The organism is Oleiphilus sp. HI0086 (assembly GCF_001635225.1).
Genome location: NZ_LWFZ01000807.1, coordinates 1 through 12,066, shown reverse-complemented (window position 1 = coordinate 12,066; position 12,066 = coordinate 1). Strand labels below are relative to the sequence as shown.

General features: G+C 48.2%; 12 protein-coding genes and 1 pseudogene. All 13 read left to right on the top strand.

Translation table 11 applies throughout. The annotated features are described in order from the left end of the window. Positions 1-468: pseudogene (locus tag A3756_RS27745) on the top strand (magnesium chelatase); the annotation flags it as partial. Beyond that, on the top strand, positions 465-1,052 hold the full coding sequence (cobO, locus tag A3756_RS14315) for a cob(I)yrinic acid a,c-diamide adenosyltransferase (protein WP_068509165.1): 588 nt from the start codon (positions 465-467) through the stop codon (positions 1,050-1,052). The pseudogene A3756_RS27745 and the gene cobO, both read left to right, overlap by 4 nt. Then, a complete protein-coding gene (locus tag A3756_RS14310) occupies positions 1,052-2,461 on the top strand; it encodes a cobyrinate a,c-diamide synthase (protein WP_068509163.1) in 1,410 nt (469 codons plus the stop codon). Before cobO ends, A3756_RS14310 begins: the two co-directional genes overlap by 1 nt. Before the next feature lie 5 nt (positions 2,462-2,466). Then, a complete protein-coding gene (locus tag A3756_RS14305; RefSeq protein WP_068553736.1) occupies positions 2,467-3,600 on the top strand; it encodes a cobalt-precorrin-5B (C(1))-methyltransferase in 1,134 nt (377 codons plus the stop codon). Beyond that, entirely contained in the window at positions 3,597-4,424 is an 828-nt protein-coding gene (cobK, locus tag A3756_RS14300) for a precorrin-6A reductase (protein WP_068511645.1), read from the top strand. The genes A3756_RS14305 and cobK overlap by 4 nt, the downstream gene beginning before the upstream one ends. Positions 4,425-4,433: 9 nt before the next feature. Further along, positions 4,434-5,075 (top strand): precorrin-8X methylmutase, encoded by a 642-nt coding sequence (locus tag A3756_RS14295; protein WP_068511648.1) that lies wholly within the window; start codon positions 4,434-4,436, stop codon positions 5,073-5,075. Beyond that, the gene (gene cbiE, locus A3756_RS14290) at positions 5,075-6,379 is read left to right on the top strand and encodes a precorrin-6y C5,15-methyltransferase (decarboxylating) subunit CbiE (protein ID WP_068511651.1); all 1,305 of its coding nucleotides are present in this window, start codon (positions 5,075-5,077) and stop codon (positions 6,377-6,379) included. Before A3756_RS14295 ends, cbiE begins: the two co-directional genes overlap by 1 nt. Further along, a complete protein-coding gene (gene cobI, locus A3756_RS14285) occupies positions 6,372-7,160 on the top strand; it encodes a precorrin-2 C(20)-methyltransferase (protein WP_068511653.1) in 789 nt (262 codons plus the stop codon). Before cbiE ends, cobI begins: the two co-directional genes overlap by 8 nt. Beyond that, a complete protein-coding gene (locus tag A3756_RS14280) occupies positions 7,153-7,950 on the top strand; it encodes a cobalamin biosynthesis protein (RefSeq protein ID WP_068511655.1) in 798 nt (265 codons plus the stop codon). The genes cobI and A3756_RS14280 overlap by 8 nt, the downstream gene beginning before the upstream one ends. A 62-nt stretch (positions 7,951-8,012) precedes the next feature. After that, entirely contained in the window at positions 8,013-8,804 is a 792-nt protein-coding gene (cobJ, locus tag A3756_RS14275; RefSeq protein WP_068553735.1) for a precorrin-3B C(17)-methyltransferase, read from the top strand. Next, a complete protein-coding gene (gene cobM, locus A3756_RS14270) occupies positions 8,801-9,589 on the top strand; it encodes a precorrin-4 C(11)-methyltransferase (protein ID WP_068515059.1) in 789 nt (262 codons plus the stop codon). The genes cobJ and cobM overlap by 4 nt, the downstream gene beginning before the upstream one ends. Positions 9,590-9,679: 90 nt before the next feature. Further along, a complete protein-coding gene (cobW, locus tag A3756_RS14265; RefSeq protein ID WP_068515065.1) occupies positions 9,680-10,774 on the top strand; it encodes a cobalamin biosynthesis protein CobW in 1,095 nt (364 codons plus the stop codon). A 79-nt stretch (positions 10,775-10,853) separates the two neighbouring features. Beyond that, positions 10,854-12,066: cobaltochelatase subunit CobN (locus A3756_RS14260; protein WP_197481316.1), on the top strand; the 1,213-nt coding region annotated here is incomplete at its 3' end.

The following is a 12,066-nucleotide window of genomic DNA, read 5'->3' as shown; positions in this document are numbered from 1 at the left end:
TTACAAGGTGACGTTTTTGCACGTGCAAAAGGTGTTGTTGCTGCGATCGCCAATGAGGCTTACTTAAACAGAGAGCAACTTGCGGTGTTTGGTTTTGGTAACAATCAAGTACTGTCGCTCATGGCGAAAGTGAGAGCGCCCAAACAGATCGAGAACTGGTTGCAGGGGCTCCGAGCGGGCGGTGGAACACCAATCATAGAAGGCGTTAATGAAGCGGCTCGGTATTGCGAAGCGATGAGTCAGAAATTTCCAGGGCTAAACATACGGACGTATATAGTGTCTGATGGTCGGAGCCGAGAAACGCTCAGCCAAATTAGGCTACCCGGTGACTGTGTATGGGTGGATACTGAGCAAGCGACAATACCCCGTGGTCGTGGAAGAGAGTTTGCGCGCAATTTGGGCGCAATCTATATCTCCTTAAAGGATGATCTTTTAAGTAACTCAACAGGAAAAGGTAGCTTGGCATGAAGTCGCATCAAGAGCGCATGGCGCACAAAAAGGCCATTATCGATAAAAAGATTGCCAAGGCAACTGAAGAGCGTGGCGTTCTGATTTTGTTGAAAGGAAATGGCAAAGGCAAAAGTAGCTCCGCCTTTGGCACGATGGCCAGAGCCGTAGGGCATGGTCAGAAAGCCGCGGTCGTTCAGTTTATTAAGGGCCGAAAAGAAACCGGTGAATTCAAACTATTCCGCGACCATGAACGTATCGATTGGCATGTAATGGGGCATGGCTTCACCTGGGAAACCCAAGACAAAGACCAAGATATAGCTGCCGCTCAGAACGCGTGGGAGCTCGCTAAATCGCTGCTAACCGACCCCCAGTACGATATTCTGATTTTTGACGAAATGAGCTACATGTTTAAATACAAATACCTTGAATTGGAACCGGTTCTAGAAGCTCTAAAAAATAGACCTAAACATCAGCATGTCATGATTACGGGGCGAAAGATGCCCGAAGCCTTGGAAGACATCGCCGATACGATCAGCCATATTCAGGATGAGCGTCATGCCTTTCGTCTTGGTGTAAAAGCGCAAGCCGGGATCGAGTTCTAATGAGTGTTCAATCGCCTTCTAAACTCCCTACGGCTTCATGCCCAGCTATGTTCATTGTCGCGCCAAGCTCTGGTGAAGGAAAGACAACAGTAACGGCTGCGATTGCGCGGTCGTATCGAAACAAAGGCAAAAACGTACGGGTATTTAAGACCGGCCCTGATTACCTAGACCCTCAAATTCTGGCGCAAGCTTCTGGTAAGGATGTTGAGCCGCTAGACATGTGGATGGCAGGTGAAGCTTATTGCCAGCAAAAACTGTATGAGGCGGCCGAGGTTTCAGATCTCATTATTATCGAAGGCGCAATGGGCATGTTTGATGGCGAGCCATCAAGTGCTGATCTAGCTGCGCGTTTCAATATACCGGTGGTTATCGTGTTGAACGTGAAAGGCATGGCACAAACGGCGGGTGCCATCGCTACGGGTTTAGCGCGCTATCGTTCAGACATTCATGTGGCTGGCATTATCGCGAACCATTGCAGTACAGCGCGGCACGAAGAGTTGATAAGAGATGCGCTTCCTTCAGATATCCCTTTATTGGCAACGCTAGCGAGAGACGAAGAAGTTACCTTACCAGAACGGCACCTTGGTTTGGTGCAAGCAGATGAAGTGCGTGAAGAGCTTGAAGTACGTTTTGAAAAAGGCGTCTCGTGGATTGGTGAGCAGGCGATTACTCAGTTGCCTGAGCCGGTCGATTTCAAATCCACTTCATTAGCGCGTCCAAGTCGTTTGCTTGAAGGAAAACACATTGCGATTGCTAAGGATGCAGCATTTAGTTTTATTTATGACGCCAATTTGCGGTTGTTAGAGACATTGGGTGCAAGTTACGAATTCTTTTCTCCCATGTCTGATCAACAAGTGCCCGTGGCAGATGCACTTTGGTTGCCTGGTGGATATCCGGAGCTCTATGCGCAAAAACTGAGTCAAAACCGTAGCATGTGCGAGTCCGTTCAAGTATTCCATCGTGCTAATAAACCGGTACTGGCTGAGTGCGGTGGTTTTTTATATTGCCTAGAATCGCTGACTGATCTTGAAGACGCGCGCTATTCTATGGCGGGATTAATGGCGGGCGATGGGGCCATGCGCGGAAAGCGCGGTTGCCAGGGGATGCAGACCGCCGCTTTGCCTGAAGGTGATGTAAGAGCGCATGCGCATCATCGTTCTCGAAGTGCAAATACGCCAGAACCTATTGGCTACGGTAAAAGACAAAGGCATTCGGCGCCGGGTGAAGCAATCTATCGCGAGGGTAGTTTGACGGCTACGTATCTACACTTATTTTTCCCTTCTAATGCAGAAGCCATCGCAGCGTTGTTTTTGGGCGTGACGACATTTTCGGCTACAACAGAAGCTGTTAACCGCACTGAAAATGCGCTTAGTTACAATATGCTCAGCAATAATGAGCAGGCTAGGTAAGCACTATGTGGCCAGAGAGCAGTGAACAAGCAAAACCTTTGCGCAGCGGCTTAACAACCGGCTCTTGCGCGACGGCGTGCTGTGTTGCTGCTGCCCAAGCCTTATTGGCGAACAAACATCCCGATGAGGTTGAGATCACTTTGCCGAAAGGTAAAGTCGTCTCTTTGAAAATCGAAGGGTACGAGTCACTTGAACCTGAAAAGAGTGTACGCACCGCTACCATTAAAGATGCAGGAGATGACCCTGACGCGACTCATGGGGCGCTGGTATTTGTAGAGCTGTACTTAGAGGAAAAACAAGGCGTGCAATTTATCTCAGCGCAAGGCGTGGGAACGGTTACACGAGAAGGTTTGGTGCTTAAGGTCGGCGAACCTGCGATCAATCCCGTACCGCGAGAAATGATGCAGTCACATTTATTGAATGCGGCCAAGGTATACCAATATTCTGGTGGTTTTAAGGTTGCTGTCGGCGTTGAAAACGGTGAAGAAATCGCACTTAAAACCATGAACCCGAGGCTCGGTATTATGGGTGGTTTATCTATTTTGGGAACCACCGGAATAGTTAGGCCGTATTCTTGCGCCGCCTATATTGCATCTATCCATCAAGGTGTAGATGTAGCGGCTGCAAATGGTATCACGCACATTGCGGCTACCACAGGCAGCACCAGCGAAGAAGCGATTAAGACGCGATATGAACTCAACGATATGGGGTTGATTGAAATGGGTGATTTTGTGGGTGCGCTGCTAAAGCACTTGCGAAAAGTACCCACCTCAACATCGCCCATCAAAAAAGTCTCTATTTGTGGTGGGTTCGGAAAAATAAGCAAGCTGGCAAATGGCCACATGGATTTAAATAGCCGTTCTTCGTCCATTGATTTTGAGCAGCTTGCTCGAATCGCGAAAGCGCAGAAGGCAGACCAAAGCGTGCTCGATAAAATCCAAGAAGCGAATACAAGTATGCAGGTATTTCAGATTTGTCGCGATGCCGGGATACTGATTGGCGATGAATTATGTAAAGCAGCACTTAACGAAGCGCGTCGCGTATTGAGAACACTGCCTGATAATACAGTCACCTTGGAGGTGTATTCTGTTGATCGACAAGGCCAATTTATTGGTTTTGCCTCTGAGGAAAGCCCATGAAGATACTCTTGCTGGGCGGAACGGCAGATGCGCGAGTTTTTACGAAGCGCGCCTATGAAAAGGGTTTGTTTAATACTAACGATCATTCGCTTATTTATAGCGTGGCAGGCTTGGTTCGACAACCCGACGTACCCTGCGAAGTCATTTCCGGAGGCTTTACACAGTTCGGTGGTTTAAAGGCATATATTAGATCGGAAGGCATCGGTGCTGTGTTGGATATGACGCATCCATACGCAGCAAAAATGAGTTCAACGGCGATAGATGTATGTAACAGCTTGGCCTTGCCTTATTGGCGATTTTCTCGAGAACCTTGGGTCGCGCAAAAGGGCGATAACTGGATCTCGGTCTCTTCATGGGCTGATGCGGTCACTGAATGTGCCAAATTTAAGAGAATCTTGCTGACTGTCGGGCAGCTGTCTCAAGACGACATGACGCGACTCAGTGATGTTCTAGCGACTCAGGATGAAAGCAAATTAATCTACCGAACCGCCGCGCCATCAAGAGCGTCATTGTCAGGCAGCGTGGAATGGATCAAAGCGATAGGTCCTTTTGATCTTGAGTCAGAGAGAGCCTTATTACAGGTAAATCGAATTGACTGTTTAGTGACTAAAAATAGTGGTGGCGATGCCACGCAAGCGAAATTGGTAGCCGCACGAGAGTTCGGGGTTCAGGTGGTGATGTTGACGCGCCCAAACATATCGCCAGTCAAGCATTTGTTCAGTGACCTTGATGACTGCCTACATCACGTCGAAAGTTCGCTGTCTGATTCTCTCACCCTTGAGGATCAAGATACTGAGCAAAACAATAGCGAAAAAAACGTATAGGAAACCGAGATGCCATTTGATTACGAATTGGACCCGAAAGCGATTGAGCGACAAAGCTTTGAGCTGATTCGCCAGCTAAGCAACTTGAGTTGTTTCGATAAAGAACAACAACAGGTCGTGATGCGTGTCGTACATAGCTTAGGTATGCCCGAGCTGACGGATAAGATTCTGTTTAGCGCAGGTGCTTGCGAAAAAGGCAGAGCGTCCTTGGGTCAGAATAAGCCAATTTTGTGCGATGTGGAGATGGTCAAGCAAGGCGTTACTAAGCGCATGATTGAACGAGAGCCCCTGTGTTTTTTGAACGATAACGACACCATTCAACAGGCTAAACAACTAGGCGAAACAAGGTCGATGGCTGCCTTAAGTTCTTGGACACCCTTCTTGAAAGACAGCGTTGTATTGATAGGGAATGCTCCAACGGCCTTGTTCAGATTACTTGAAATGTTGGAACAAGGCGCAGACAAACCGGCGCTTATCATCGGCATGCCAGTCGGCTTTGTCGGCGCAGCAGAATCTAAAGAAGCGCTTTGGGAAGAACACAAAAAATTAGGCGTGGAGTGTATAACCTTGGCTGGCCGCCAAGGTGGCAGTGCAGTTACCGCCGCGGCTTGTAATGCGCTTTTACGCTGTAATCGCGGGGAGTGGTATTAATGCCCTTACATGTAATTGGCCTTGGCGTTTCGGAGCAAGCGAACTTGGACGAAGTCGCCTTGAGTGCTTTGCAGTCAGCAGATCGTATTATTGGTTCCCAGAGACAGTTAGAGACGGTTCGCTGGTGGATTTCAGAAAGGCAGGTGACTGAGCAGCTTCCTAAGCTCTCTATTTTAAAAGGGCAATTGGCGAGCTATCTGGACGAAGGTGAAACAGTTGCCTTGCTAGCCTCAGGTGATCCGCTATTTTTTGGTATCGGAAAATGGGTACGGCAGAGCTTTTCGGATTTGAGGCAAGATCAACTTTGTTTTCATGCGGGCGTGTCCAGCATTCAAGCCGCTTGCCATCGACTCGGCTGGTCCTTACAAGATGTTGAGGTTATTTCACTGCATGGTCGTCCATTACAATCTTTGACCACTCAGCTCAAACCGCATACATGCTATGTATTGCTCACTGATCAAAATAGTTCTGCGCATGCAATTGCTAAAGAATGCCAACGCCGTGGCTTTGAAATGGCAGCGCTGACGGTCTGCGAAAAGCTTGGTTATTCAGACGAACGGGTACGTCTATTATCAATTGATGAACTCATTGATGGAGAGGCACAAAGCCAACGTTTTGATCCCTTAAATGTCGTGTGTTTACAGACACTTGAATCGACGCAATATACGCCGACATTTCCGGGAATTCCGGATGAGCAGTTTGTGACGGACAAAGCACCCGGTAAAGGCATGATTACCAAGCGTGAAGTTCGCTTAGCGATATTGTCTTTGTTAGAACCGACAACAGACGATTGCATTTGGGATGTTGGGGCAGGTTGCGGTGGTGTTGCCACAGAGCTAGCGTTGTGGGGTAAAGGTGCCCAGGTTCATGCAATCGAGCATCATCCGGAGAGGTTAGACTGCTTGAAGGCGAATCAGCACCGTTTCGCAGTTGAACCAAACTTGTCAATTGTTGAGGGCAGTGCACCTGATATTTGTTCAACTTTGCCCGCGGCTAACAAGGTTTTTGTGGGCGGAAGCGGCGGTCAGTTATTAGACATTCTAAATCTAGCCTGGGAGCAACTACCAGAGCGTGGGATGGTCGTCGCCAGTGCCGTGACCGAACAAACGCGCCAACAACTTTATCAGTTTTACCAATCTCGGTTCAGCGATGAAACAAGCCATGTCGAAACATTTGAGCTGGCCGTTAGTCGCGGCGAAACGCTGGCGGGTGAGTTGTATTACAAACCACAACTACCCGTCACACTTTATAAGTTTGTGAAAGTAGAAAAGACAGCAACGAATGAGGCCTTGGATCATGTCTAACCAGCAGCAGGTCAATCAGAATAAGCTCGGCGCCTTTTATGGTGTTGGCGTTGGGCCGGGTGATCCTGACTTACTAACGATGAAGGCATTCAAAGTAATCCAGAACGCGCCAGTGATCAGCTATCTCAGTGGTGAAACCGGTAGCTCACAAGCGAAAATGATTGCAAGAAACGCGCTGACAGAACGTGAAGAGAGAGCGGCGGATCAGGGTCTTAATGTTCTTGAGGATGTCGTGATCGAGATGCCGATGTCGAAGGATCGTACCTTAGCGAATCACGCTTACGACAGTGGCGCTGTTCGGATAAAAGCGGCGCTTGATGCGGGGCAGGATGTGGCGTTTTTGTGTGAAGGCGACCCCTTATTTTTCGGCTCGTTTGCCTACTTACTTGAGCGGCTTCAGGATGACTACCCCTGTCAGGTGATCCCAGGTATTTCGTCTGTGAATGCTGCTGCCAGCGCGATGATGCAACCGCTTACAATGTTAAAAGAATCGTTTGTTGTGGTCAGTGGCCGTCATCAGGATTCGCAAATAGAGCGAGCCCTTAGCGAGCACGATAGTGTGGTGATCATGAAAGCAGGGCAGGCCCGCCCAAGAATATTGGCATTGCTTGAGCGAACGGGAAGATTAGCCGACGCCACGTATCTTGAATATATCGGCCGAGATAATCAGAAGATTGTGAGCGATATAACTCAATTATCTCCAGAGCAAGGGCCGTATTTTTCTTTGTTTGTGGTTTTACCATCGGCAGATCGTAGCTCAGAGGAGAGAAGTCGTGATTAGAATTTTCGCGTTAACCGAAGCCGGGCGCTGTTTGGCAGAACGCTTAGCAAGCGCAATTAGAACCGATTCAACTGCGCTTACGAATGAAGTCGAGGTGTCGTTTAAACCGCAACCCTTTGCGCAAACGGTGCAAGACTCATTTCGCGCCGGCGAACGACAGATTTTAATCTGTGCCACAGGCATTGTCATGCGAACACTCGCGCCGGTAATGGTGAACAAACATGAAGACCCGCCCGTCCTCGTTCTGGATGAACGTGGCGAATTTGTTATTCCCTTGCTGTCCGGGCATGAAGGTGGCGCGAATGAGTTTGGGCGAATTATTTCGGAAGTACTCAGTGCAAGCTTGGTCTTAACGACGGCGGATCCGTATTTGAAACCAATCTACATCGTGGGCATGGGCTGCGAGCGGCATTGCCCTGAGTCAGAACTTCGTGCCTTGCTAGAACAATGCCTTGTGGAAAAGGGTTTAGAGCTTTCACAGATTAGCGGCATCGCAAGCATTGATATTAAGGCGGACGAACAAGGGTTAATCGATTTGGCGGCATCCCTGGCTTTACCGTATCTCACATGGGACAAAGATCAGTTGGCGACGGTTGAGTCTCAGCTGAGCGTAAAGTCAGATTATATATTCGACACAGTTGGCGTGTATGGGGTCGCTGAATCGGCGGCATTGTATTCGGCACAAAAGACGACGTCTGCGCCAGCGGAGTTGGTTTTATCGAAACAAAAGACAAAGAAAGCCACGTGCGCGATTGCACGGAGCTTTACTAAGACAGCGTCAGATAAGTAATAGTGCTTAGGTCGTATTGGAAAAATAGTTCATTTGAATTAAGAGCAGGAAACAAAATTAGCATGAGTCAGTTATTTGTAGTGGGCACCGGTCCTGGTGATAGATCTCTTGTGGCGCCGAAAGCGCTTAGCGCCATTGGAGCCAGTTCAGATTTGGTCGCGTACGGTTTGTATCTCGACTTGTTAGGTGATGTGTGTGATGGAAAAACACATCACGAGTTACCTTTGGGGGAAGAGATCGGGCGAGCTAAACTCGCCTTAGATCTCGCGGCTAGCGGTAAAACAACCGCCTTGGTTTCGAGTGGCGACATCGGCATTTATGCGATGGCAACGTTGGTGTTTGAATTGTTGGATCAACAACTCTTAAAGCAAGCGCAAGGCGAGGCCTTAGATCATCCAGAATGGCTAGATGTTGAGATAGACGTTGTCCCTGGAATCTCTGCCATGCAAGCGGGCGCAAGCCGTGTCGGCGCCATGCTCGGTCATGATTTTTGTACCGTATCGTTATCTGATTTGCTAACGCCTTGGGAGACGATCGAAAAGCGTATTCATAGCGCTGGCCAAGGTGACTTTGTTATCTCGTTCTATAACCCCGTATCTAAAAAGCGTGATTGGCAGTTGAACCATGCGCGAGACGTTTTGCTCCAGTACCGACCGGCTTCGACGCCCGTTTTGTTGGGGCGCCAATTAACCCGTGAAGACGAGTCCATCACCATTACCACCCTAGATAAGTTAGATGCCAAAGACGTTGATATGTTCACGCTTGTGAGCGTTGGAAACAGCGAATCTCGACATATCGTCAATGGCAAAAAAGAATGGGTTTACACGCCAAGAGGCTATAAGAAAAAACTATGACAGTCTATTTTATTGGAGCCGGTCCGGGTGACCCAGAGCTCATGACCCTAAAAGGCCAGCGTATACTTGAGCGTTGTCCTGTTGTTTTGTACGCCGGTTCATTGATACCCAGAGAGGTCTTGGATTCAGTTGAAGATAAAGCAGAGTTGATTGTCGATACCGCCTCTATCGACTTAGAAGAAATTAGCCAGCACATTGAGAAAGCCCACCAAGAAGGTAAAGACGTTGCGCGGCTTCAATGTGGTGACCCTTCACTTTATGGTGCGATTGGTGAGCAAATTAGACGGCTAGAGCAAGCTGGTATTGATTATGAAATCATACCGGGTGTCAGTGCTGTTGCTGCGTCTGCCGCGTATTTAGGTAAAGAGTTGACCTTGTCTGGCGTTTCTCAAACGCTAATTATGACGCGCTATGAAGGCAAAACTCCGTTTCCTGAGCGAGAGCGGCTTCCGCAGCTGGCACAAAGCGGCGCGACCCTCGCGATCCATCTTGGCGTCACCCGCATCCATAAAATTGTTGGAGAGCTGATTCCGCATTATGGCGAAGACTGCCCTGCAGCTGTGTGTTACAGAACCAGTTGGCCCGATGAAGACAAAGTCACAGGAACATTAAAAGATATCGTCGAAAAAGTACGCGAAAAGAAATTTACTCGAACATCTTTGATCCTGGTCGGTCATGTGTTGGATACCGACGATTTTGCCGATTCTTATCTATATGCCAAAGACAAAGCGCATGTCTATCGGCCCAAGGTTAAACCAGATGTACCGAGACAAGTGAAGCGCTAGCAGCAGAAAACAACACACGTTGTCGGTGAGTTTGATTAAGCACAAAGACAACCAAGATAGAACAACAACGAGAGTACAGCGAGATAAATGATGCAATTAAATAAAATACCTACCACCGTCGTTACTGGCTTTTTAGGAAGTGGTAAAACCACCTTACTATCAAATGTCATTCAGCAAGCTGAAGGCAAACGAATCGCCGTTATTGTCAATGAATTTGGTGAACTTGATATTGATGCGGACCTGCTACGTAGCTGTCCTTTGTCTTGTGAAGAAGATGGTGCTGAAAGTGGTGTTGTTGACTCCGACTCTAGCGCTAACAATGGTATTTACGAACTCGCCAATGGTTGCATTTGCTGTACGGTGGAAGAAGAGTTTCTGCCTGTTATGCAGCAGCTTGTAGAGCGTCGTGATGATATCGATCACATTCTGATTGAGACCAGTGGCTTAGCACTACCCAAGCCCTTAGTGCAGGCATTCAATTGGCCTGGCATTAAAGAATATTGCACCGTCGATGCCGTGGTAACGGTTGTCGATGGTCCAGCGGTGGCATCAGGGCGATTTGCGCACGATGAAGGTAAGGTTCAGGCACAGCGTTTGGCCGATGAAAGTCTTGATCACGACCCTAGCTTGCAAGAACTGTTAGACGATCAATTGAGTGCTGCAGACTTGGTTGTGGTTAGCAAAAATGATTTGCTAGACGCGCCACAACGTCAATTGGTTGAAACGATTGTCGGCAAGCGCGTACCAAGCGAAGTCAAAACGACCTATATCAGTAACGGTGAAGCAGAGCTCAATGCCATCATCGGCATTGATGCTGCGGCTGAAGAGCGTATCGAGCAAATACATAATCACCATGATCATCACCATGCGCACGGCGAACATCACGAGCATGCACATGACCATTTCGATTCGTTTGTGATTCAGATCGGTGAAGTCGATAGCGATAAAATTCAAGCAGCGATACAAAACGTTGTTAGTGACTTCAATATCTTCAGAGTAAAAGGTTTTGCAGCTTTGCCAGGTAAGCCAATGAGACAAGTATTGCAGGCTGTGGGTAAGCGTCTAGACAGTTATTTTGACCGCCCATGGCAAGCAGGCGAGCCAAGAAAAACATCGCTCGTTTTTATCGGAAAAGGCATCGAGAAAGCGGTCATCCAAAGCGTATTAGAAAACGCCCTGGTTTAGGTGGACGGGTTTAGGCAAACAGGTTTAAACGCACCCATTAGACAAGCGATATTGAAAGGCAGAATTTGGTGATTTTTTTATGCATTTGCTAGCAGCTAAACCGGGTGGTTTTGTCGATGATGAAGGTATTATCGATCTCGATCAAAGCCCCGCAGAGGTAGTTATACTGACATCGGCAGACAGTAGTTTGTCTGCACTGTCGTATGCGCTACAAAATATGCACGAAGATCACCAACACGATGTGAACTTTCCGCAAGTGCGTTTGGCGAACTGGATGCAATTGTTAAAGCCTGCTGCGTATGACTTGTATGAGCATAAGGTCTTGGAGTCGGCCCAAGTCGTTGTCGTATCCTTATTGGGTGGCGCGAGTTATTGGGCCTATGGTTTGGAGCGCTTGGTTGACTGGCAGAACGCACAAACACCGGACGCTCCTAGAACCTTAATTGTGGTTCCTGGGGATGATAATCCTGATCCGGACTTATCTGATGCTAGTTCGGTAGTGCCTCAGGATGCGCACCGTGTTTGGCGTTACTTGCGTGAAGGCGGCGTCGAGAATGCCCGACATCTTTATCACTTTATTATTGCGCGTTATGTCAGATTATTAGCTGATCTAACGTTGTCATGGCAAGAGCCGAGGCCCTTACCCAAATGTATGATTTACGAGCCGGGTGTAGAGCAGGGGACCTTATTAGCTTGGCAAGACAAGGTAAGCAATAAGGCTGGCCAAGATAATCCAACCGTAATGCTGTTGTTTTATCGAAGTCATTTGCAAAGCGCTAATACCACGATGTTCGATGCGCTAATTAGTGTCTTGGAACAGCATCAGCTTTCTGTGTTACCCGTTGCGATTAGTTCGCTAAAAGACCCGTCATCACTCTCCTTGGTTAACGCATTAATCGACCAGGCAAATGTACAGTTGGTACTGAATGCGACTGGGTTTGCAACCAATACCGTGGCGAGCCCCGATCTTAGTTCTGAGCCAAGTACTTTCCAATCGCCCTTTGAGAAAGACCTTGTTGTTTTGCAGTTGGTATTGTCAGGTAGTACAGAAGAAGACTGGTTAGCGCATAGCCAAGGCTTGAGAAGCCGAGATTTAGCGATGCAAGTCGTGCTTCCTGAAATGGATGGTAGGATTGCAACCCGTGCACTTAGTTTTAAGAGCGAGAGTTTCTACGACGAGCATGCCCAGTCGAGTATCGTTCAATATGAATTAAATGCTGAACGGGCACATTTCGTAGCGGAATTAGCATGGCGATATTGCCGACTTGCGGTGAAGCCAAATTCAGAAAAAC

Excerpts from the sequence above, each read along its gene's own strand:
- cobO (WP_068509165.1), top strand. The coding sequence starts at position 465 with ATGAAGTCGCATCAAGAGCGCATGGCGCACAAAAAGGCCATTATCGAT.
- A3756_RS14310 (WP_068509163.1), top strand. The coding sequence starts at position 1,052 with ATGAGTGTTCAATCGCCTTCTAAACTCCCTACGGCTTCATGCCCAGCT.
- A3756_RS14305 (WP_068553736.1), top strand. The coding sequence starts at position 2,467 with ATGTGGCCAGAGAGCAGTGAACAAGCAAAACCTTTGCGCAGCGGCTTA.
- cobK (WP_068511645.1), top strand. The coding sequence starts at position 3,597 with ATGAAGATACTCTTGCTGGGCGGAACGGCAGATGCGCGAGTTTTTACG.
- A3756_RS14295 (WP_068511648.1), top strand. The coding sequence starts at position 4,434 with ATGCCATTTGATTACGAATTGGACCCGAAAGCGATTGAGCGACAAAGC.
- cbiE (WP_068511651.1), top strand. The coding sequence starts at position 5,075 with ATGCCCTTACATGTAATTGGCCTTGGCGTTTCGGAGCAAGCGAACTTG.
- cobI (WP_068511653.1), top strand. The coding sequence starts at position 6,372 with ATGTCTAACCAGCAGCAGGTCAATCAGAATAAGCTCGGCGCCTTTTAT.
- cobJ (WP_068553735.1), top strand. The coding sequence starts at position 8,013 with ATGAGTCAGTTATTTGTAGTGGGCACCGGTCCTGGTGATAGATCTCTT.
- cobM (WP_068515059.1), top strand. The coding sequence starts at position 8,801 with ATGACAGTCTATTTTATTGGAGCCGGTCCGGGTGACCCAGAGCTCATG.
- cobW (WP_068515065.1), top strand. The coding sequence starts at position 9,680 with ATGCAATTAAATAAAATACCTACCACCGTCGTTACTGGCTTTTTAGGA.